General features: G+C 71.9%; 17 protein-coding genes and 2 pseudogenes. 14 read left to right on the top strand and 5 right to left on the bottom strand.

The window, feature by feature from the left end; translation table 11 throughout:
- Nucleotides 1–7: 7 nt before the first annotated feature.
- From OG556_RS37990 to OG556_RS37970, 5 genes and pseudogenes are all read left to right on the top strand, one after another.
- Complete coding sequence (locus OG556_RS37990; RefSeq protein WP_331744757.1) at nt 8–832, top strand: ABC transporter permease; 825 nt, start codon at nt 8–10, stop codon at nt 830–832.
- 98 nt (nt 833–930) lie between these two features.
- Nucleotides 931–1,758, top strand: a pseudogene (gene ddaH / locus OG556_RS37985) (dimethylargininase); the annotation flags it as partial.
- Nucleotides 1,759–1,807: 49 nt separating this feature from the next.
- Nucleotides 1,808–2,008 (top strand): MbtH family protein, encoded by a 201-nt coding sequence (locus tag OG556_RS37980; protein WP_331744753.1) that lies wholly within the window; start codon nt 1,808–1,810, stop codon nt 2,006–2,008.
- 221 nt (nt 2,009–2,229) lie between these two features.
- Nucleotides 2,230–2,907, top strand: coding sequence for a hypothetical protein (locus OG556_RS37975; RefSeq protein WP_331744750.1), 678 nt, complete (start codon nt 2,230–2,232; stop codon nt 2,905–2,907).
- 170 nt (nt 2,908–3,077) lie between these two features.
- The gene (locus tag OG556_RS37970; protein WP_371523121.1) at nt 3,078–3,788 is read left to right on the top strand and encodes a hypothetical protein; all 711 of its coding nucleotides are present in this window, start codon (nt 3,078–3,080) and stop codon (nt 3,786–3,788) included.
- A gap of 85 nt (nt 3,789–3,873) precedes the next feature.
- Here OG556_RS37970 and OG556_RS37965 read toward each other — a convergent pair whose 3' ends face one another.
- Nucleotides 3,874–4,845, bottom strand: coding sequence for a chlorophyllase (locus tag OG556_RS37965; protein WP_331744747.1), 972 nt, complete (start codon nt 4,843–4,845; stop codon nt 3,874–3,876).
- 188 nt (nt 4,846–5,033) lie between these two features.
- On the opposite strand from OG556_RS37965, the gene OG556_RS37960 reads away from it, so the two are divergent.
- The 3 genes from OG556_RS37960 (at nt 5,034) to murF (ending at nt 9,409) form a co-directional block, all read left to right on the top strand.
- A complete protein-coding gene (locus OG556_RS37960) occupies nt 5,034–5,660 on the top strand; it encodes a TetR/AcrR family transcriptional regulator (protein ID WP_371523120.1) in 627 nt (208 codons plus the stop codon).
- A 620-nt stretch (nt 5,661–6,280) separates the two neighbouring features.
- The gene (locus OG556_RS37955; RefSeq protein ID WP_331744745.1) at nt 6,281–7,282 is read left to right on the top strand and encodes a hypothetical protein; all 1,002 of its coding nucleotides are present in this window, start codon (nt 6,281–6,283) and stop codon (nt 7,280–7,282) included.
- Between the two features lie 729 nt (nt 7,283–8,011).
- Complete coding sequence (murF, locus tag OG556_RS37950; protein WP_331745468.1) at nt 8,012–9,409, top strand: UDP-N-acetylmuramoyl-tripeptide--D-alanyl-D-alanine ligase; 1,398 nt, start codon at nt 8,012–8,014, stop codon at nt 9,407–9,409.
- Here murF and murC read toward each other — a convergent pair whose 3' ends face one another.
- Nucleotides 9,410–10,837: a UDP-N-acetylmuramate--L-alanine ligase gene (gene murC / locus OG556_RS37945; protein ID WP_331744743.1), complete on the bottom strand. Its 1,428-nt coding sequence runs from the start codon at nt 10,835–10,837 to the stop codon at nt 9,410–9,412.
- A gap of 54 nt (nt 10,838–10,891) precedes the next feature.
- Entirely contained in the window at nt 10,892–11,086 is a 195-nt protein-coding gene (locus tag OG556_RS37940; RefSeq protein ID WP_331744740.1) for a hypothetical protein, read from the bottom strand.
- 159 nt (nt 11,087–11,245) lie between these two features.
- Between OG556_RS37940 and OG556_RS37935 the strand changes: the two are divergent.
- The 3 genes and pseudogenes from OG556_RS37935 (at nt 11,246) to OG556_RS37925 (ending at nt 14,436) form a co-directional block, all read left to right on the top strand.
- Nucleotides 11,246–12,777, top strand: a pseudogene (locus OG556_RS37935) (peptide deformylase).
- 433 nt (nt 12,778–13,210) lie between these two features.
- The gene (locus OG556_RS37930; protein WP_208869251.1) at nt 13,211–13,537 is read left to right on the top strand and encodes a PadR family transcriptional regulator; all 327 of its coding nucleotides are present in this window, start codon (nt 13,211–13,213) and stop codon (nt 13,535–13,537) included.
- Complete coding sequence (locus OG556_RS37925) at nt 13,534–14,436, top strand: hypothetical protein (protein WP_331744734.1); 903 nt, start codon at nt 13,534–13,536, stop codon at nt 14,434–14,436. The genes OG556_RS37930 and OG556_RS37925 overlap by 4 nt, the downstream gene beginning before the upstream one ends.
- 279 nt (nt 14,437–14,715) lie before the next feature.
- Here OG556_RS37925 and OG556_RS37920 read toward each other — a convergent pair whose 3' ends face one another.
- Complete coding sequence (locus OG556_RS37920; RefSeq protein WP_331744732.1) at nt 14,716–15,873, bottom strand: hypothetical protein; 1,158 nt, start codon at nt 15,871–15,873, stop codon at nt 14,716–14,718.
- 295 nt (nt 15,874–16,168) lie between these two features.
- Between OG556_RS37920 and OG556_RS37915 the strand changes: the two genes are divergently transcribed.
- The 3 genes from OG556_RS37915 (at nt 16,169) to OG556_RS37905 (ending at nt 21,021) form a co-directional block, all read left to right on the top strand.
- Nucleotides 16,169–16,711, top strand: a complete 543-nt coding sequence (locus OG556_RS37915; protein ID WP_331744726.1) for a GNAT family N-acetyltransferase — start codon at nt 16,169–16,171, stop codon at nt 16,709–16,711.
- Nucleotides 16,712–16,804: 93 nt separating this feature from the next.
- Complete coding sequence (locus OG556_RS37910; RefSeq protein ID WP_331744723.1) at nt 16,805–17,779, top strand: DUF4184 family protein; 975 nt, start codon at nt 16,805–16,807, stop codon at nt 17,777–17,779.
- Entirely contained in the window at nt 17,749–21,021 is a 3,273-nt protein-coding gene (locus tag OG556_RS37905; RefSeq protein WP_331744721.1) for a BTAD domain-containing putative transcriptional regulator, read from the top strand. Before OG556_RS37910 ends, OG556_RS37905 begins: the two co-directional genes overlap by 31 nt.
- On the opposite strand, the gene OG556_RS37900 is transcribed toward OG556_RS37905, so the two are convergent.
- Nucleotides 21,009–21,239 carry a hypothetical protein gene (locus OG556_RS37900; protein ID WP_331744718.1) on the bottom strand — a complete coding sequence of 77 codons (231 nt, stop codon included), beginning with the start codon at nt 21,237–21,239 and terminating at the stop codon, nt 21,009–21,011. The two genes, OG556_RS37905 and OG556_RS37900, sit on opposite strands and share 13 nt — an antisense overlap.
- Between the last annotated feature and the right edge of the window lie 52 nt (nt 21,240–21,291).

The following is a 21,291-nucleotide window of genomic DNA, read 5'->3' as shown; positions in this document are numbered from 1 at the left end:
ACACCCGATGACCACGGCGACGCCCATGCCCCGCACCGAGGCCCAGACCGGTCCCGCCCCAGGCCTCCCGCCCGCCCTGTGGCCGACCATGCGGGCGGTGTGGCTGCGCGAACTGCTGCTCTTCCGCCGCTACTGGCCCGCCATCACCTTCGGCTCGCTGATCGAGCCGCTGGTCTACATGACCGGGTTCGGCATCGGCTTCAGCCGGCTGATCGACTCGGTCCAGGGGCACCCGTACCCGCAGTTCGTCGGCGTCGGCATGGTGGTGACCTCGGTGCTCTTCGCCTCGGCCTTCGCCGGGATGTTCGAGAGCTTCAACCGCCGCAAGTACCAGAAGATCTACGACGCCGTCCTGTGCCAGCCCGTCGACGTCTGGGAACTGGTCACGGCCGAGGCGTCCTGGATCGCCGTCAAGTCCTCCGTCTACGGCACCGCGCCACTGCTGGTCTGCCTCGCCATCGGCCTGCCGCCGGGGCCGGAGCTGCTGCTGGTGCCGCTGGTGGCGCTGGTCTCCGGCTTCGCCTTCGCCCTGCTCGGCATGTGGGTGTCCTGCCTGGTGCCGGCGATCGACTGGCTGCGGCTCGTGGTGTCCGGCGTGCTCACCCCGCTGGTGATGGCCGCGGGCGTGTTCTTCCCGCTGGACGGGCTGCCCGACTGGGTCCAGGGGGTGGCGGCCGTCAACCCGATCTACCACTGCACGCAGCTGGTGCGCCACGGCGCTTTCGGGACGCTCGGGGCGGGCGACGCCCTGCACGGGGCCGTCCTGGCCGCGTTCGCCGTCCTCGCCTGGTTCCTGGCCGTCCGCGGGATGCGCCGCCGGCTCATCGACTGAACGGCTCCCGGAACCTCCCGGGCCCCGGAGCAACACGAAGACCACGCAGCACGTAGCTCGCAGATTGCACCACGCAGCACGCAGCACGCAGACCGAGGAGAACCACCCCGATGACAGCCCGCGTCGCAAGCCAGCGCCGTTTCCTGATGTGCCGGCCCAGCCACTTCGGCGTCAGCTACTCCATCAACCCCTGGATGCACCCGGAGAAGCCGGTCGACGGCGCACTCGCGCTCGCCCAGTGGACCAGGCTGCGCGACCTCTACCGCGAACTCGGCCACACCGTCGAGGAGATCGCCCCGCTGCCCGGACTGCCCGACATGGTCTTCGCGGCCAACGGCGCGACCGTGATCGACGGGAAGGTCCTGGGCGCTCGCTTCCGCCACGCCGAGCGCACGGCCGAGGGCCCGGCCTACCTGTCCTGGTTCCGCGAGCAGGGCTGGTCCGAACTGCTGTGGCCCGAGCACATCAACGAGGGCGAGGGCGACTACCTGCTGGCCGGCCGTCGCCTGCTGGCCGGCACCGACTTCCGCACCGACCCGAGGTCGCACGCCGAGGCCCAGGAGTTCTTCGGCGTCCCCGTGACCAGCCTGACCCTGGTCGACCCGGAGTTCTACCACCTGGACACGGCGCTCGCCGTCCTCTCCGACGACGAGATCATGTACTACCCGCAGGCCTTCACCCCCGGCAGCCGAGCCGTACTGCGCGAACTGTTCCCCGACGCGATCCAGGCGACCGCCGAGGACGCCGCCGTCTTCGGCCTCAACGCGCTCTCCGACGGCCGCCACGTCCTGCTCCCCGAATCGGCCACCCACCTGATCGGCGAACTGCGCCGCCGCGGCTTCGAGCCGATCGGCGTGGACCTCGCCGAACTCCTCAAGGCGGGCGGCAGCGTCAAGTGCTGCACCCTGGAACTGCGCGGCCACTGACCACACCGGAAAGCCCACCGGATTTCACCGAGCACGAGAGGACGACGTGGTGACGAACCCCTTCGACGACCCCGACGCCGACTACCTGGTCCTGGTCAACGGCGAGGGCCAGCACTCACTGTGGCCCGCCTTCGCCACCGTGCCCGAGGGCTGGACGACGGTCTTCGGCGCAGCCCGACGCCAGGCCTGCCTCGACCACATCGAGCACACCTGGCCCGACATCCGCCCCCGAACCCTGACCCACGACTGACCGGTAGCCGGCCCCGGCCCTCGCGTATTGGCAGCGGCATCACACACCCGCAAGGTCTCTCGGGTCTGGCATCATGGGCGCCATGATCCAGACCCGAAAGGCCCATGGCGCGTAGGCCGCCCGGCGCCATCCGCTCTCAGCGGTGGCCGGCCCGCAGCGATGCTCCTCCGCCCGCCAGTTCTTCGGCATTTCCCGCCGAACCGGCTCAGCCATCGCGAGAAATGACCGCTGACCTGCTGCCGGGCGGCGTTGTTCTCGACCGGAACGAGACGGACATCGTCGAGCGGGCGCTCTTCATCGCCATCCACCATCGTCTCCCGCCTGAGGACGCCGACCCTTCGGCGGGCGCGTGCAGAGCTCTCTTCGACGAGCTCCGTCGCGTCAGGAGGACGGAAACGTCTCCGGCCCCCGATCCTCACCGGCCCGCTGTCGGCACAGTCCGGGCACTGCGGGCTGGGCGGGTGGACCGTGTCCTCTTCTCGGAGACTGCCTGGTCCACCGCCCGGTCGGCCCTCTTGTTGGCCTGTTTCGACGACACCCTGTGTGAGCACGACTTCCAGACCATCGTGGGTTGGCGGCGGAGCGACTTCCATGCCCTCGCGGCGGAGTGCGAGGGCATGGACTCCGAGAGCCTGCGGGCCGAGCTCTTCCGTGCCCGCTCGCTGGAGGACGGCGTCCGGCACGGCAAGTTGCTGACCTTCGCCGTCGACCACATGGGCATGGAGCCGAGCCGCAGGGATGTCGAAGCGGCGGAGCGAACCCTTTCCGCCCTGGCCAGTGCCTGCGACAGGGAGGTGTTGGCCGATCTGGTAGCCAGGACTCGGGCTATGGCCGCGAAAGCCGGGCGGCGCACCAGACGCGCGGAATTCGGTCGCCGCGGCCAACGGGCCGTCCGATGAGCGTCGTTGGCCGTGATCTGCGCCGTCGACGACCAGGGGTTGCCGCCACCTGGTCGTCATCGGCGTCCAGGATGGCGGGGAGGGGTCCTTGGCGGTAGTCGTCCGTACGATGGATCGACTCCAGGGGGGCGTTGAGCATGAAGAGTCCGGTCAGGGAATCGGCGCGGGTGATGTGGGCACACAAGACACTGCTGCTCCTGCCCGGGATCGCCGGGGTGGCGTTGGCCGGTGTGGTCGGGGTGCTCGCCTTGGGGGTGACGGGGCTGTGGTCGGAGGCCCTCGCGGGGGACATCGCGCTGGTGGTGGTCGCGGTCCTCGTCGTGGCGGTCTTCGCCACGTTCTTCAACGCGGTGCTGATCGTCGCGGCGGACGACGCGTTGCGGGGGCGGCCGGTCGGGATCGGGGCCGGCTACGGGCGGGCGCTGCGGCGGCTGCCGGCGATCGTGGTGTGGGCGCTGGTCGGTGTGGTGGTGATCTTCTTCGGCTCGCTGCTGCTGGTCGGGATCTGGTGGGCGATGGCCTCCTACCTGGTACTGCCGGCGATGATGATCGACGGCGTCGGGGTCCGTGAGGCGATGCGGACGTCCCGGCGGGCGTTCCGGGCCCACGGCGGGGACAGCGGGCGCAGTTCGACCTGGATCGCTCTGCCCGTCACGCTGTCCTTCTTTCCGTCGGTGGCGGTCTTCGGCGTGGGCCTCACAGCGGCCGACCGGGTCTCCGGGGTGCTGGCCATGGTGGGCGCGGCCCTGTGGCTGGCGGTCGCCGTGACGGTGACGGCGAGCCTGTCCGGGGTGTTCCGGGTGCGCCATTACCGCGAGTTGACGGGACGACCGGCCCCGGCGCCCACGCTTCCTGCGCTGCACGTTTCGCCGGTGGAGTAGCGCGGGTGGTCGTCGGCCGTCGACCACCCGCGCCCTCGCACTCACCGGGGTGACGGCGTCGAGTGACGCACGGGCTCGGCCGGTGCTACTTGGAGTCGACCCGGCCGAGCGGGTCGGCTTCGGCCGCCAGCGCCTCGCATGCCGTCTGCCAGGCGGGGTCGCCGGGGTGGAGCGCGGTGCGCAGGTAGGCCCAGGTGAGCCGTTGGAGCAGTGCGACCCGTGCGGGGTTCTCGTCCGTGGTCTCGGCGACGTCGTATCCGGAGATCCCGCCGAGCCCGTGCTCCGCGTCGAACAGGGTGAGCAGCGACTTGGGGCCGGGGGAGAGGGCGTACGGATCGGTGTGCCAGTCCGGGCCCCGGACCGTCAGGTGGGCGGAGGCGTCCTTGTCCCCGGCGACCACGAGCGCGGGCGTCGTCATCCGGGAGAAGTCCGGGGTCGAGAGGAAGGGGTAGTTCTCGGCCACCAGCGGGGTGAGGGCGTCGCCGCCCCTGCCGGGTGCGGCCAGGAGGACGCCCGCCGTGATCCGGGGCTCGACCAGATGCACGGTTGTCCCGTCGTCGGGGTCGGTGAGGCGGGCGCCGAGCAGCAGGCTCGCGGTGTGCCCGCCCATCGAGTGCCCGGCGACGGCGACCCTGCCGTGGTCCAGGCGTCCGAGGAGTTGGGGGACGGCGGCCTCGATCGCGTCGAGCCGGTCGAGGATGTGCGTCATGTCCTCGGCCCGGGACCGCCAGTACATGGGTGCCCCGGGGGTGTCGGGGGCGAGGTCCAGCGTCGTCGAGCTGAGGTGGGTGGGCTGGATCACGGCGAAGCCGTGCGCGGCCCAGAAGTTGACGAGGGGGGCGTAGCCGTTCAGCGAGGAGAGGTTGTTCGAGTGGCCCTGGCCGTGGGAGAGGAGGACGACCGGCAGGTCGCTCCCGGTCAGCGGGACGGAGACCCGCACCTCCAGGTCCACGGCCCGGCCGGGCACCGGCAGGACGACCGGACTGACGGAGAGGACGGGGACGGGGACGGGGGCGGGCGGGCCGAAGGTGTCGGCCGGGTGCGTCGATTCGCTCATGGTGCGCATGTCCCTTCAGGGGCCTCTCCCGGCCGGGCCTGAGCGGCCGGCGGCGGGCGAGGCGGTCGGGAGCGTCCGGTTTCGGCTATGCTGAAACCGGAACCTTGTTCCACTTACTATACGGAACGTTGTTCCGCTTAGTCAACGGTCGGTGGTCGACGGCCAACGGCTGTCGGAAGGAGAGCATCGTGTCCACTGCGGGCCAGTCCGGGCAGACCCAGCCAGGGGAGACCCCGCCCGAGGAAGCGCCGACCAGGGGAAGGCGGGCCGACGCGCAGCGCAACCGGCAGACGCTGCTGGCCGCCGCCGCCGAGGTGTTCGTCTCCTCCGGCGTCGACGCGCCGATCCGCGAGATCGCGGCCAGGGCGGGCGTCGGAACGGGAACGATCTACCGCCACTTCCCGACCCGCGCGGATCTCGTCGTCGCCGTCTACCGCCACCAGGTCGAGGCCTGCGCCGAAGCCGGCCCGGCGCTGCTGGCCGAGGCCGACTCCCCGCTCGCGGCACTTCGCCAATGGGTCGACCTCTTCGTCGACTTCCTGGTCACCAAACACGGACTCGCCAACGCGCTGCAGTCGGACGGCAGCGGCTTCGACGCGCTGCACGCCTACTTCCTCGACCGCCTGGTGCCCGTCTGCGCCCAACTGCTCGCCGCCGCGGCCGAGTCCGGCGAGATCAGGCCCGGAACCCAGGCCTACGAACTGATGCGCGGCATCGGCAACCTCTGCGCCGGCCGCGACGGCGACCCCCGCTACGACCCCCGCCGCCTGGTCGACCTTCTCCTCCAAGGCCTCCAGCGCCCGCCGTCGTCCTGACGCGCGAGGGCCCTCCGAAACCGCGAGCTCCCCGGCTCAGCCGGTCCCGGCCGGCATGGCGTGGATGGCCCCGATCACGACGCCGGGGCGGTCGAGCGGCATCCTGCGGCGAGGCCTCGAACGGTGCCCTGGCCGACGCGATGACCGTCGCGGCCACGACCCGGTCGATCTCGCCGTCGGTGTAGAAGCCGGGCGGGCTGGCGCCGATCAGAACCGCACCGCCGCCCCACCCGGGGTGGCTGCGCGCGAAGTAGGTGGCGATCGAACCGGCCGACGGGTGCGAAGCCAGGACCACGTGGCTCGTGGCGCCTGCCGCCGTCAGCGCCGCCGCCAGGTCCGGCACGGCGTCGTCGAGCCGCCGCGCTCCGGCCACCTCCTCAGCACAAATCCCCAGCCACAGACCCTCCTTGACGAACTCTTGACGTCGTCCGCGTGCCGTCAAGGGGCTATGCTTTGGCCAGGCGACCACGCTCGCCGTTACGTCGGACCCGGGCTTCTCCCGCAGCCGCCCCGGGGTTGAGGGCGCAAAGTGCCGTCGGGCGCGCGTGGTGCAGAGCTGCCGTTCCTCCTATGGGGTGCAGTGGGCGGGAGCACTGAGTCGCGCCCACCGGGAGCCGGACATGACGCTCGACAGGGACATCGTTACGCTCGCACGCCGCATCCAGTGCGAGTCCGGGGACACGATCCCCTTCCAGCAGGCGTGGTTGACCGCCGCGCGCGAGTTGGGTGGGCTGCCCGTCCACACCATGACTGCCGAGGAGCGGATCCCGCTCCGCATTCAGTACACCGCGGAGAGTGACGCGGCCGCCCGATCCGCGGTCAGCGGCGACACCCACGGGCTCGGCCTGGACCACTGCTCGGACAACCAGCGTGCCTTTCGGGCCCTGTTGGCGCTCGCGCTGTTCAATGAGAACGTATACAGCGGTCCGACTGCGAGGTGGGGCTACGCGGTCGTCGCCTCGTACGACCCGGTGATGTCGCCCCGCCGGGACCATTTGGTGATGGTGGCGGAGCGGGCTCCGGAGAACGTCGCCACCAGACTGCTGGCCACCAAGGGGGCCGACTCGCGCGGCATCCCCGGACTACGACACGAGGTCAGCTATACGTGCCACGGGCAACGCTCCCTCTGCCTTCGCCATCTGCCCACCGGTGCACTGCTGACCATCACCGGTGACCCGGCCGGATGCCAGCGCGGCAACAGGCGCAGCCGTGTGCCCCTGCACTCCTATCTCACGGTGGACTACGACCTCACCGGGCACGAACGCCGCGCCCTGGCATCAGTTCCCCCGATCTCGCGGGACGCCACCACTCTGCTGGCCGGTCTCGTCTCCCGCTACAACCTGGTTGACCGGCGCGGCCGCTGGGCGACCAGCCTGTCATGGGACCCCCTGCAGCGCCCCGCAGTCGATCGCAGGATCCGGCACGGTGCCGTACGCCGGCTCTGGGGTGCAGAGGACTCGTGGACGTTCCGCTGGACCGGCTATCCCGAACCTTATGACCTGGCGTTAGCCCTGACCCACCGGGAGGCTGGAATCAGGGGCGCGGGATTCACTCGACACGGCGACGCCTTCCGGGTGGCGCTGGGCGCTGCCACGCTCGAACTGTGCGACGGGAAGGGCTGATCCGTGCCGTTTCTCGCCGACCACCCGGGGTCCGCGCCCGTTCTGGTGGCCGCCGTCATCCTCGGAGTCCTCCGCTTTACATTCCCGAAGGACTCCCTCCACCGCCTGGAGCTGTGGAAGGCATTCCTCGAACACCGGCGCCGACGCTGGCACATGACGGAGCGCCGCCGTACGACTGAATGGTCTGGAAAGCCTGGACGGCGGGATCGCTCTGTTGGAGCGGCGCGACGCGGCGGTCACCGATCGCGCCGCACGGACATCAGCCGACCAGCATCCGGCCGGGGCCGTTCACCTGACAGGTGAACGGCCCCGGCCGGCCCACCTCTTGAGGCCAACCATCCGAGTTGCGAAGCGGTCGAGTCGGAAATCGGTATCCACGCTGTCGGGTGTGTGACCTGAATTGGCTCGGAACGGGACCATGCCGTTCTGGTGGCCTGTGACGAGCACCAGGCGTCCGCCGCGTGCGGGTGCCGGGCAGTTGAGGCGACGGATCGCCTTGCGGACGGATGCCATGGCGAGGTGGCCGCGGTCGAGTTCGGCGAGGAGTCGGTCCGGAGCGGACACCGGTGACGAGGGCGATACGAGGGGCGTCAGACATTCTCATCTTCCTTTTGTCACAATCTGGTTCGGAATGCGTGGGATGGCAGGAGAGGTGCCGGGGAGCCGCTAGCGTCGAGGGCAGGCCGCCCCGGGACGAGCGGGCGGGTGCGTCGATGGATCGGAGCCACCGTGGTCCCCATGACCCTGCAAGAGATCGCCGAGGCTGTCGGGGGCGCTCTGCACGATGTCCCCGATCCGGCCGCGGTGGTGGACCGGCCCGGGGTCACCGACTCGCGGCTGGTGGAGCCGGGGGCGCTGTTCATCGCGCTGCCGGGTGAGCACACGGACGGGCACCGGTTCGCCGAGGCGGCCGTCCGCGCCGGGGCGATGGCAGTGCTCGCTGCTCGGCCGGTCGGGGTGCCGGCGGTCGTGGTGCCGGACGTCCAGGACGCGATGGGTGCGCTGGCCCGTGCGGTGCTCGACCGGCTGAAGGCGCCGACCGTGATCGGGCTGACCGGGTCGGCCGGGAAGACCAGCACCAAGGATCTGCTGGCCCAGGTGCTGGAGACCATGGACACCACGGTGGCCACGCCGCTGTCGTACAACGGCGAGATCGGTTTGCCGCTGACTGTTTTCCGGGCGGACGAGCGCACTCGCCTGCTGGTGTTGGAGATGGGCTCGCGCGGCGCCGGGCACATCAAGTACCTGACGGGGATCGTCCCGCCGAAGGTCGGCCTGGTGCTGAACGTCGGAACCGCGCACGTGGGCGAGTTCGGCGGCGGGAAGGAGTCGATCGCGGTCGCGAAGGGCGAACTCGTCGAGGCCCTGCCCGTCGATGGCCTGGCGGTGCTGAACGCCGACGACCCGTACGTCATGTCGATGGCACCGCGCACGGTCGCGCCGGTCCTGACCTTCGGGATGCAGGCCGGGGACGTAAGGGCCGTCGACGTCGAGCTGGACGCTGCGGGTCGGCCGTCGTTCACCCTCGCGTACCGGGGTGAGAGCGCCCCGGTGAAGCTGGGGCTGCACGGCGCCCACCACGTGTCCAACGCGACGGCCGCCGCCGCGGTGGCGATCGGCCTGGGTGCGAGCGTGCGGCAGGCGGCGGATGCGCTGAGCAGGGCTCGGCAGCTGACACCGGGCCGGATGGACGTCACCGAGCGGCCGGACGGTGTGACGGTGATCAACGACGCGTTCAACGCGAACCCCGATTCGATGGCCGTCGCCCTCGCCGCGCTTACCGCCATGGCCGGCGGCGGACGCAGGACGGTGGCGGTGCTGGGCGAGATGCGGGAGCTGGGCGAGGAGTCCGAGGCCCACCACGCTGAGCTGGGCCGCATGGTGGCCCGGAACGGTGTCACGGACCTGATCGCGGTCGGCGGCGCGGAGGCCGCCCTGGTGCACGCGAGCGCGGCCGACGGCGGAGTGGCGGCGACGCTGGTCCCGGACCGCGACGCCGCCCTCGATCTGCTGCTGACCTACCTCAAGTCCGGAGACGTGGTGCTGGTGAAGGGCTCCCACAGCGTCGGGCTGGAGGACACCGCGATGCGGCTCGCCGAGCCCGACGCCATGGGTATCACCGGCTGACTACGAGGCCCGGACCGCCGCCGGGGCCTCGGCCAGCCGCAGCAGGACCGCCCTGCCGACGCGACCAGCGGTCCCGGTGCCCATCGTCACCACCAGGTCGCCGGGCCCCGCCAACTCGGCGACCACGTCCGCCACGTTGCGCCCGTCGCTCGCGGTGTGGGCCCGGCCGCCGCAGGCGGCGATCTGCACGGCCATCGGCGCGGTGCTGATCCCGGTGAGGGGGGACTCGACCGAGGCGTGCACGTCGAGGAGGACGACCTCGTCGGCCGCCGCGAGCCGGCGGCCCATCTCCTCGCCGAGGGCGGCAGTGCGGGTCCAGCCGGTGGGCTCGAACACCGCGATCACCCGGCCCTCGGTGAGCATCCGGGCGGTGGCGAGGTCGGCGGTGATCTCGCTCGGGTGGTGGGCGTAGGAGTCCAGCACCGTCACCCCGGCGTGGTTGCCGGTGGTGGTGAGCCTGCGTTTGATGCCCTGGAAGGCGTTGATACCGGCTACCAGGTCGGCGGGCTCGGCCCCGAGCACGCGACCGGCGGCGAACGCGGCGGCGGCGTTCAGCGCGTTGTGCCGGCCGGGGACGGCCAGGGTGAACTCGTGCCACAACCCGTCCGTGTCCTGGACAGTGACGTGGCTGACGCTGCCGTCCCACACCACGCGCAGCACCCGCACGTCGGCGTTCTTGGCCTCACCGACCGTGACGACCCGCGGTCCGGGCGCCGTCTGGAGACGCCCGATCAGCAGCCGGGCGCCCGGGTCGTCGGCGGAGACGACGAGCACGGAGCTGTTGCGGGCCAGGCGCTCGAAGACGTCCAGGACGTCGTTCAGGTCGACGTACTGCTCGGGGTGGTCGTCGTCCACGTTCAGGACGACGGCGACCTGCGGGTGGTAGCGGCCGGCGGTGCGGTCGCTCTCGTCCGCCTCGGCGACCAGGAGGCCGCCGAGGCCCTGGTGGGCGTTGGGGCGGCCGACGGGGGTGCCGCCGATGGCGTACGAGGGGTCGAGGTGGGTCAGGGCGGCGCTGAGGATGCCGGTGGTCATGGTCTTGCCATGGGTGCCCGCCACGGCGACGGACTGCCCGGCGGTGGCGATCATGCGGGCCAGCACGTCCGAGCGGTGCACCACCGGGATGCCGGTCCGGCGGGCGGCGGCGACCTCGGGGTTGCTCGGGGTCACCGCGCTGGACCACACGAGGACCGTCGTGTCGGCGGGCAGGTTGCTGGCGGCGTGGCCGATGGCGACGGCGGCACCGGCGTCCTCCAGCTCGCGCAGGGCGGTGGTGTCGCTGGTGTCGGAGCCGGACACGTGGCTGCCGCTCTCCAGCAGCAGGCGGGCGACGGCCGACATGCCGGCGCCGCCGATGCCCACGAAGTGCGGGCGGGTGAGGTCGATGGGGCCGTCGTGGACGGGGACGATCACGTTCCTGGTTTCCATGCTGTGCGCTCCAGTTCGGAGTCCAGCCCGTGATGGGCGATGGGTGAAAGGCCGCTACGTGGAGGTGCCGTCGTCCGGCGCCGAGTTGGCGGCCGGGTGAGCACCGATTCGGGCCGCGTCGAAGTCGTCGTGCACGATGACGCCGAGCAGAGCGATCACGACGGCGTTGCCGACCGCCCACAGGGCACCGAGGAAAGCGCCGGCCGGATCGCGGTGCTCGCCTCGACGAGGGGACGGGGACTCGTACACGGTTAACTCCTCATGGCAGGAGGGAAGATGGAGATCTCTTACGGGTCGGACGCTCGCGGTGCGCGCCCGATGAGGTAATGAGAGCCGGAGGTGGAACCGTGACGGAATGGTGAGCTAAGGTCACTCACGGTTCATTCATCACTCACTGGGGCGGAGCGGATGGAGACGACGGCCAGCCACGACGCGGTCGACCAGGCCATGGAGGCGTTCGCAGCCGAAGTCGCGCACTGGCGCGAGGTGCGCGGCCTCTCCAAGCGAGCACTGGCCGGAAAGATGGGCTTCGATCCCTCGTACGTCAGCCACATGGAGTCCGGCCGTCACAAGCCCACCGAGGAGTTCGCCCGCCTCGCCGATGAGACCCTCAACGCCGGAAAGGCCATCTGGCGGCGCTGGCTCGACTACGACGCCGCCCGCTCCCGCAGCCGCACCCCGACCAGGCCGCCGCCACCTCGTCGCGCCGAGCAGCCGTATGCTTCCGGGGCGGCGATCGTGGTCGAGCACGACGAAGCCGCGCTCCACTTCGATGGCTCCACCTACCGGTTGACCATGCGCCGACGGCTGCGGAACACCGGCGCCGAGCCCATCACCCGCTACCTCATCCGCATCGCCGTCGACCGCTACCCCGGTGAACCCGAGCGCTCCAACGCCCACTACCGTGAGGATCCGCTGACCTGGGACGAGCTGGCGCTCGCCGCATCGTGCCAGGGCGAGGACATGCGGTGGCAGGCCAAGCACGACCGCGACGCCTTCAAGGAGGTCTGGCTCCTGTTCAACAACGAGCACGGCCGCTTCCCGCTCTACCCGGGTGACGCGACCTGGATCGAGTACGCCTACAGCGTCGGCGCCGACAAATGGGGCCACTGGTTCCAGCGCGCCGTCCGCCTGCCCACCGAACACCTCGCCGTCCGACTCGACTTCCCCGCCGCCCTCGACCCGGTCGTGTGGGGCACCGAAACCTCCATGACTGCCGAAGCCGTCCCCCTACGCACCGCTGTCAGCCGCCGCGACGAGGGCGAACGACGGCACTTCGCCTGGGCCACCGACGGCCCGCCGCTGCACGCCCGCTTCCGCCTCGAATGGCGCTTCCGCGCCACCGCCAACAACGCGCAACGGACCAAGGAGACCAGGTGATCGAGGTGCGGCCCAGCCAGCAGATGCAGTCTCTCGGCGTGATCCAGCAGGGTGCCCCCATCCTCAACCGTCCGGCCGAGCCCTTCGACCTACCCTCCGAGCGCGCTGCCGCCCAGGCCGTGATCGACGAACTGTTCACCGCCGTCGACCGGATCGGCCGCGTCCACTCCTTCGCCAAGGGGATGGGCCTCGCCGCCCCGCAGATCGGCATCCCCCGCGCCGCCGCCCTCGTCCTGCCCCCGACCCCCGGCGCCGACCCGATCATCCTGCTCAACCCGAAGGTCACCGCCGTCTCCGACGAGACCGACGAACAGTACGAGGGCTGCCTCAGCTTCTTCGACGTCCGCGGCATGGTCCCCCGCCCGCTCCGCATGGACGTCACCGCCACCACCCTCGACGGCGCCATCACCACCGCCACCTACGAGTTCGGCCTCGCCCGCCTCATTGCCCACGAGGTCGACCACCTCGACGGCCTGCTCTACATCGACCGCATGCGCCCCGACGTCCACCCGATCCCGGTCGAGGAGTACCGGGGTACCGGCTCGACCTGGACCTACTGACATCCGGAGGTATGTCACTCCACGCAGTGTGGCTAGCGCGGGATTTGGCTCAGACCAGTAGATCTGGCGCAGCACCGGCACATGTGCGGGTGGCTGACCATCAGGCCGCGTCTGGCAGGCGACGGGCTGCGCGGCGTGGTCGCCGGCCCTCCTCGGCCGCGACCGCAGCGAACCCCCTCACGGACCGGCTCGAACCCTTCGGCCACCGTGCCCAGCACCACGTTCTCGTCCATCGGCGCTCCCTCCCGGCTCGATCACGACAGGGACGTCGACGGGTGGCGCCAGCGGTCCTGGCTCGCGCACCTCGCGCCGGGCCTGCACGGCCACGCACCTCACGGCTGCGCACCTCACGGCTGCGCACCTCACGGCGATGGCCGGCCGCGTTGAGATGGTCCGGCGGAGTGACTATCTTCGTGAGGTGAGTGAACGTGTGATGCAAGAGCCCACCCTGATGGTGCTGACGGCCCTCGCCGACGCGCCCCGGCACGGATACGCCATCGCGCAGGAGGTCAAGGTGATGACCGGCGGCCGGGTCGCGCTGCGGACGGGGGCGCTGTACGGGGCCCTGGACCGGCTGCTGGCCGACGGACTGATCGACATCGACCGCGAGGAGATCGTCGACGGCCGGGCCCGGCGGATCTTCACCCTGTCCCCGGCGGGGCGGGAGCGGCTCGCGGTGGAGGCCGAGCGTCTGGCCGCGGCGGCGAAGGAGGCCACCCGCCGTCTGTCCGTCGCGAAGCCGCCGGCGGCCTCCGCATGATCGAGCGCGTCCTGCGGCTCTATCCCGCCGCCTACCGCCGGGCCCACGGCGGGGAGATCGTGGCGACCTTCCGCGAGATGACCGCGGGCGAGCCGCTGGGCTCGCGGCTGCGGGAGGGCGCGGGTCTGGCGGCGCACGCGATGAGGATGCGGATGGGGCTGGGCACGGCCGCTCCCGTCGCGAAGGTCCTCGCGCTGGCGTACCCCTTCGCTCTGGCCGCCGCGGCCGCCGCCTGCGGCCTGCACCTGCTGGGCTGGTACGCCGATGTCGTCTCCTCGCCCGCCCCGTTGGGGGTGCGAATCGGAACCGACCTGTCGGGGGCGTGGGGCGCGCTGCTCGTCTCGTCGCTGGTCGTGGTCGCGGGGTCGGTGGCGGCGCTGGCCGGCCGGTGGCGCGTGGGGGTGCCCTGCGCGGTGGCCGGGCTGCTCTCCTTCGCGGCGGCCGCGGTGGTCAGCGGGCGGGCGTTCGGTGACCCGGTGGTCACCCCGGCCGCGATGGTCCTGGCGGCGGCCGTGCTGCTCGCCTGCCCGCAGGACCGGCGGACGGAGGGCGTCGCGGCGGGACGGGCGGGCGCGGCCGCCGCCGTGGTCGCGCTCGTGGTCGTGCCCCGGGCGGCCATCGCCTCGCACGGGGTGCCGTGGGTCAGCACCGACTACGGGTGCTGGCCGCTGGTCGTCCTCGCCGCGACCGGTGTCGCGCTGACCTGGTCCAGCGGATCGCGGGGCGGCCGCGAGCTGGCGGCGATGGCCCTGGCCTCCCCGCCGCTGCTCGCCCAGGCCTACACGGTGGCATGGGGCGAGGCGGCTGTCGTCGTGTGCCTGGCGGCCGCGTTGCCGGCCACCGCGGTGGCCGCCGGGCTCGCCGGCCGCCTGAAGCGAAGCGGCCGCACCCTCCGCTGAATTGCCCGCTGCGGCTGGTGAACTCGATCGGGTGATGTCGGAGCCGATTTCTTCGGAATGGCTGGGGCGCTGGCTCACCTTCCGCCCAGGAACAGATGCTTCAGGCAGTAAGAGGGCCCAGCCGCAACCAGCGGCTGGGCCCTCTTCGCATCCTCGTTCAGCCTGGCTGCGAGCTGCTTGACGTCGGGTGCGAGGCGTCCGGCCCACGGGTCGGATCGACGTCGGCCGGGATGCGCGGTGCGTCGAGCGGATGGTCGCCGTACGGGTCGGGCGACCGGGTCAGCTCTTCCCGTCCTCGGCCCAGGTGATGTCCATCTGGTCGATGAAGTAGCGGCCGTCGAAGCAGAGGAAGACCTTGGACGTGGTGTCGTTGTCCGCGATCCAGGTCTTGTTCCACTGCACAACGGTGCCGGCGCCGTCGCGCTTGGGGAAGTAGAGGCCCTCGCGGCGCTCGGGCTGGTTGTAGAAGCCGTGTCCGTTGGGCAGCCGGTACGGCGTCCGGAAGATGGCGTCGCTGCCGCCGATGCGGTCGAAGAGCGCGGCGGGGAAGTTGGTGCGGGCGACGAGCTTCGGCGGGACGTAGTGGACGTCCACCTCCTCGGAGTTCACGTAGCGGGCGGGCTCCCCCTTCAGTCGGTGGAAGGCCCTGCGCGCGGCGCCCGCCGTGTCGTAGCTGTCCGTGAAGGTCACGAGACTTCCCTCCCGGCCCTCCTGGTACCAGTCGCCCTGGGAGTACTGGTCGAAGTCGAAGGCCTCGATGCGGGTGCCCGGGGTGAGGAGTTCGCCGGGGATCTCCCGGAAGCTGGTCTCGTCGTAGATCTGCTCGATGGTCCGCACGCGCTTCTCGTAGCGGCGGGCCGGTACCCGGACCCGTCCCGTTCCCACCGGGAGGTCGGTGGCCTTCGGCGCCGGAGCGGGTGCGGGCTTCGGCGGTGCGACGGGCGCGGGCGCCCAGGCGGTGCAGGACCGGTCCTCGGCCCCGGCACCCTTCTCCAGGATCAGCGGTCCGCCCGGCCGCTCGGCAGCCGGGTCGGCCAGGCCGAGGAGGCAGTTGGAGGAGTCGTGGAGGGCCATCAGCCGACCGGTGTCGCGCTGGACGAAGGCCCGCCACGCCTGCCGCCAGTACGAGGAATCACTGCCGGTGTCGGGGAACTTGGGCCGCAGGGTGACCGTGGCGCCCCGGCTCGATTCCTCGGCGGTCAGGTAGAGGCCGGTGGCGGCGTGCCGGATCCGGTGGTTGATCACCCGGAACCGCTCGGCCACCCACTGCTCGCCGTCACCACCGGTCTCCGGTCCGAGCACCACGGGGGTGCCCTCCGGGCTCCCCGCCGGGGCGCCCGCCACCAGGCCGGGAATGCGGTGCAGGCGCAGTACGAAGGTCTCGGTGGGCCAGTCGACCAGCATCGTGAACAGCCTCTCGGTAGTCGAATATGACATGACGTCACAACATGATCACCTGATCGGGTGGGGGTGCGCCATGGCGCACGGCACACCGTGGGCGCCGTACGCCCTGGACCGCTCCCGGACCGCGCGCCGATCACGGTTGGCCTGCTGGAACTCGTCTTCCCGATCGGTCGTCACCCGCACCCCGGGAAGGCCGGCGCGCAGCGGGCGGGCCTGCTGGGCGACGGCTGGGGCCGGCGGATCGGCCGGGTGGCGGGGGCCAGGTCGGCCGCCATAGCGTGGTGGGCCGGGACAGTGCTGGTCCGGTGGGAGAGGTGACATGCCAGGGATGGATCCGCGGTTCGCCGCCTACTCTCCGAACCCGGCCGAGCGGCATGCTCCGGTGACCGCGGTGGTGGCGGAGGCCGTCGAGGACGATGTGCCGACGCTGGCCGTGATGCAGGCCCGGGCGCGAGGTGGTTCGGCCGGCGAGTGGGCGGACCGCATCCATCGGGCGCTCCGCAGTGAGCGCAGCCGCAGCCTGGTGATCACCGCGAAGGTATCCGGTGAAGCTGTCGGGTACGCGAATGTGGCGTTCCTGCCCGAGCATGCCGTGGACGGTGCCCCGGCCGGCTACTACCTGACCGGTGTCACGGTGGATCCCGACTGGCGGCGTCGCGGCATAGCGAGGCTGCTGACCCTGCGGCGGATGGAATGGGTCTGGAAAAGCGGCTCGGCGGTCTGGTGCTTCATTTCCGCCAGGAACCGCGCTTCGCTCGACCTGCACCGGGAAGTCGGGTTCGACCGGGTGGCGTTCGGTGCCTCCTTCCAGGGCGTTGAGTTCGCCGGTGGTGAGGGATGGCTTCTGCGAGCGGACCCGCCGCGACCGTGACGGGGCGGCGCGGCGCGTCCGCCAGAGCTCATTAGTCCGTTTGACGTAGCATTCCGTTCGACGGACTATTGAGGTCTGTGCGAGAGGATGTTCATGCCGTTCACCCTGGCCCACCCCGCGGCCGTACTGCCGTTGCTGCGATCGCCCTTCAGCCGGGCCGCGCTGGTCGCCGGAGCCGTCGCACCGGACCTGCCCTACTTCGTCACCACCACGGGGCTGCCCGTCAGCGCGCAGTCCTGGTACGAACCCTTCGTCAACGCCACGACCTCGCACAGCGCTCAGGGCGCCGTCACCGTCGCCCTGCCGTACGCCCTCGCTCTGTGGGGACTGCTCCGCGCCGGCCATCGTCCCCTGGCGTCGCTGCTGCCGGTGCCCGTCACCGCGTCGCGGGGGCTCCGTAATACCGGTGCGTTGGCGCGGCGAGCCGGGTGGATCGTGCTGTCCGCCCTGATCGGTATCGCCACGCACCTGGTCTGGGACGCCTTCACCCACTTCGACGGCTTCGTGGTCACCCGTACGCCCTGGCTCAACTCCACGCTGGTGGGCAGCCTCACCTGGGCGCGGGCGTTGCAGCACGCGAGCACGATCGGCGGCCTGGCCGCCATCGCGGTGTACGTGTGGCCGAGGCGGGCCCGCTTCCTCTCCGGTGGGGGCCGAGCGAAGCCCGGCGGCGCAATCCGGCGGCCCGTCCTCCTCGCCATGGCCCTGGTCTCGCTCGTCGGAACCGTCGCCCACGCCTGGTGGTGGCACGCCGGCCCGGAGGCGGCGACCGACGGGCTGCCGCTGAGCGCCGTGGTCGAAGGGGTGCTGTCCGACGCGGCGAAGGGCGCCGGCGCCGGCCTGATCGGCAGCCTGACCCTGTACGTCCTCATGTGGTGGATTCGGCGCGCCCTCACGGCAACCCGCATTCGCAGGGGCAGAGTTGACACAGTATGCCCGGGCTCGCAGGGAGAACGCGGGGCCGTCCACCGACAATGGAACACCAGGCAGAGGTCGATGGCCGGATCGGTACCGGGCCGACCAGATGAGGGGAACACGTGCGTCCAGATCATGATCAGGATTCGCTGAGCTTCGCGTTACTCGGCGCGCTGCAGGTCCGGCGCTCCGACACGGATCTGAACCTCGGCGGCCCGCAGCAGCGGTCGGTACTGGCCGCCCTGTTGCTGCGCCCGAACGCGGCCGTGACGGTCGACGAACTGATCGCCGGCCTGTGGGGAGACCGGCCGCCCGGTGCGCCCGACGCCACCTTGCGCACCTACGTGTGGCAGCTGCGGAATCTGCTGGAGCCCGTACGCACGGCACCCAGGGTGCTGGTCTCCCTGACGGGCGGCTACCGTCTGGCCGTTGATCCGGAACGCGTGGATGTGTGGCGGGTCAAACGTTGGCAGGAACTGGCCGGGACGTGTGCCGCCGCCGAGCGGCCGCAGGACGCCCGGAACGCACTGGGAGAGGCCCTGGCGCAGTGGCGCGGGGAGCCGCTCGCCGGCCTGCCGGGGCCGCTCATGTGCCGCGAGCGGGAACGGCTTTCGAGGCTGCGCCTCACACTCCTGGAGGAGCGCCTAGCCCTCGACGTGTCCCTCGACGTGTCCCTCGACGTGTCCCGTGGCGCGGGACACGGCGCGGCCCGCGACACCGCACTCGACGCCCCCTCCGGCTACCTGCCGGAGCTGGAGCAGCTGGCCGGTGACCACCCGCTCCACGAGCGCCTCCAGGAACTGCTCATCCGCGCGCTGTGCCGGCAGGGGCGCACGTCCGAGGCGCGCGCGGTCTACGACGCGCTTCGATTACGGCTGGCGGAGCAGCTGGGGATCGAACCGGCGCCCGCGCTCACGGAGTTGTGTCACGATCTCGGTGTGGATGCCGCCGTGCGATCGAGGGCCGCCGCATCCGGTCCGGACTTACGCCCGGACGTACCGTTGTCGCCCGCGCCGGCAGACCGAACGGCCGACCGAGGCGCCGGCCGAGACGTCGACCGAGACAACGAGCGCGGCCCAGGCGAGGCGGCCGACAGTGAGGCACTGGACCAACTCCCGCCGGTGCTGTCGCAGTTCATCGGACGGCAGGACCACATCGCCGGAATCGGACGAGCGCTGACCGGGCAAGCGCTGACCGGGCAAGCACCGACCGGGCAAGCACCGACCGGACGGACCAGCCCCGCACTGCGACTGGTGACCGTGACCGGGATGGCCGGGGTGGGGAAGACGACCCTCGCGGTGCGAGCCGCCCACACCGTGCGCCCGGACTTCCCCGACGGCCGGCTGTACGCGGACCTGCGCGGCGCCGACCTGGTGCCCGCGAACGCGTCCGACATCCTGGCGGACTTCCTGACGACGCTGGGCGTCCGGGCGGCAGTCGTGCCCAAGGACCTCGAAAGCAGGTCGGCGCTGTTCCGGACCGCCAGCGCGGGACGGCGGCTGCTCATCCTCCTGGACAACGCACGCGACGAGGCCCAGATCCAGCCGTTGCTGCCCGGCTCGTCGGACTGTGCGGTCATCGTCACCAGCCGCACGGTGCTCACCAGCATGCCGTCGGTCCTGCACGTCGCACTCGATGTGTTCAGCGAGCCCGAGGCGATCGGTCTGCTCGACTCGGTCATCGGCGCGGCACGCCGGTCCGGACAGGGCGCCCAGGCCAGGATGCTGGTCGATGCCTGTGGCCGGCTCCCCCTGGCCGTACGGATCGCCGCGGCCCGGCTCGCCGCCACCCCGGACCAGCCGATCGCCGAGCTCGTCCGGAGCCTGGCCGACGACCGTGAGGGCATCGACGCCCTGCGCACGGGCGACCTGGCGATCGAGCAGGTCTTCGAGCTCAGCTACCGGCTGCTCCCAGCACCCCTGGCCACGGCGTTCCGGATACTCTCCTGGGCGGAGCCCGACCTCGGTCTGGCGTCGGCAGCCGCAGTCCTGGGCCTGGCGGAGTACCAGGCGGAGCGGCTCGCGGAGTCGCTGGTGGACCAGGCGCTGCTGGAGTCGACGGGTGCCGGGCGCTACCGCTACCACGACCTGGTGCGCGCCTTCGCCCGCCGGGCGTCGCTGCGGACCGGCGACCACGAACGGGCCGGCGCCCAGCAGCGGCTGCTGACCCACCTGCTCGGCCGCGCCCGTACGGCCTTCACCCTCGCCGTACCCGGCGACCCGGTCGCCGACGTCTTCGGCGAGCCGCTCCAGCAGCCGGCCGGCCCTCCTGACCGCTCCCTGGCCGCCCGTCCTGGCCGCTCCCCGGCCGCCGGTCCAGGCCGCTCCTCGGTCTCCCGCGCCGGCTTCTCCCCGGTCTTCGCGGATCTGGCGGACGCCCGCCGCTGGGCCCGGACCGAGACACCCGGCGCCGTGGCGCTCGCCGCCGCCGTCGCGACGGACACCCTGCGCGCCCTCGCCGACGGCAGGCCCTCGGCGATGACCGACCTGCGGGCGGCCGTCAACCTGCTGATCGCCCTCAGCCCGCTCGGTCTCGGCGCCGTGGGCGGCCGGGTGGAGGACGCCACCCGCACGCTGATCGCCGCCGCCGTCGCGGCCGGCGACCGTTGCGCGGAGGGCCGGTCGCGGTTCCTCCTCGGCACGGTCCTGCTGGCCCGGGCCCGGCTCGGCGAGGCCGGCGCACAGGCCCGGCAGGCGGCCGAAGCCTGCCGGGAGGCGGAGGACCCGGCCGTCCTCCGGCAAGCCCTCAACGACCTGGGCCTCATCGCCCAGGCCGAGGGCCGGCACGAGGAGGCGATCGCCGCCTTCGACGAGGCGGTGGCGCTCGCCCGGCAGCTCGGCCACCGGTCCGGCGAGGTGGCGAGCACCGCGAACGCGGCCCTGTCCCGCATCCGCACCGGTCACGCGGCCACGGCGGTGCGGACCTGTCAGCGGATCCTCGCCGAGCCCGGGGGGACCGCCGACGTCGCGATGACCGCGTACGTGCACTACGTCCTCGGCCTCGCCTACCAGGAGCTGGGCCGACTCGATGACGCCGCGGTGCAACTGCGGTCCTGCATCTGCTGCGCGGGCGTCACCGGCGACCTCGACCGCGAGTCGGCCGCCCGAAGCCGCCTGGCCGACGTCCTGCGCCTGCTCGGACGGCTCGACGAGGCCGTGCAGCAGGCGGAGCGGGCCCTGGACCTCGCAGAAGCAGGTGGGCGACAGCGCGAACGCGCTCTCGCCCACCTGGTGTTGGCCCATGCGATGACGGCCCGCGGTGACCACCACGCCGCCCGGCATCAGGAAGCGAAGGCGCGGCTACTGCTCAGCCGTCTCAGCGCCCCGGAGGCCGCCGCCGTGACGTCGATGCTGGCCGCCCTGGCGACCGCCGACCGGACCCCTCACCCCCGGTAGCGAATGACGAGACCGGTGCCGTTCCAGGTGACATGCCCCGAGAGGCAGTGCACGCCGGCCGAGCCGCCGCAGGCCTGTGCCGACGGCTCGGCCGGCGAGCCCTGCCGCACGGGGGCCCCCGCGCCCACGGCAACAGCGCCCACGGCAACAGCGCCCACCACCGGCACCAGCACGGCCGCACCGGCAACAGCCGTACGGACAACAATCGTTCTCAACACGGATGACTCTCCCTACGTACCTACGGCAAGACGTCCGAACGCTCGCAGGGGC

The organism is Kitasatospora sp. NBC_01300 (assembly GCF_041435235.1).
Classification (GTDB): Bacteria; Actinomycetota; Actinomycetes; order Streptomycetales; family Streptomycetaceae; genus Kitasatospora.
This window is presented reverse-complemented; position numbering and strand designations above follow the sequence as displayed.

Bases quoted from the DNA above. Each gene is read 5' to 3' on its own strand.
- OG556_RS37970 (WP_371523121.1), top strand. From the start codon at position 3,078: ATGTGGGCACACAAGACACTGCTGCTCCTGCCCGGGATCGCCGGGGTG.
- OG556_RS37925 (WP_331744734.1), top strand. From the start codon at position 13,534: ATGATCGAGCGCGTCCTGCGGCTCTATCCCGCCGCCTACCGCCGGGCC.
- murC (WP_331744743.1), bottom strand. From the start codon at position 10,837: ATGGAAACCAGGAACGTGATCGTCCCCGTCCACGACGGCCCCATCGAC.
- OG556_RS37920 (WP_331744732.1), bottom strand. From the start codon at position 15,873: ATGTCATATTCGACTACCGAGAGGCTGTTCACGATGCTGGTCGACTGG.
- OG556_RS37975 (WP_331744750.1), top strand. From the start codon at position 2,230: ATGACCGCTGACCTGCTGCCGGGCGGCGTTGTTCTCGACCGGAACGAG.
- OG556_RS37915 (WP_331744726.1), top strand. From the start codon at position 16,169: ATGGATCCGCGGTTCGCCGCCTACTCTCCGAACCCGGCCGAGCGGCAT.
- OG556_RS37965 (WP_331744747.1), bottom strand. From the start codon at position 4,845: ATGAGCGAATCGACGCACCCGGCCGACACCTTCGGCCCGCCCGCCCCC.
- OG556_RS37955 (WP_331744745.1), top strand. From the start codon at position 6,281: ATGACGCTCGACAGGGACATCGTTACGCTCGCACGCCGCATCCAGTGC.
- OG556_RS37930 (WP_208869251.1), top strand. From the start codon at position 13,211: ATGCAAGAGCCCACCCTGATGGTGCTGACGGCCCTCGCCGACGCGCCC.
- OG556_RS37990 (WP_331744757.1), top strand. From the start codon at position 8: ATGACCACGGCGACGCCCATGCCCCGCACCGAGGCCCAGACCGGTCCC.
- OG556_RS37910 (WP_331744723.1), top strand. From the start codon at position 16,805: ATGCCGTTCACCCTGGCCCACCCCGCGGCCGTACTGCCGTTGCTGCGA.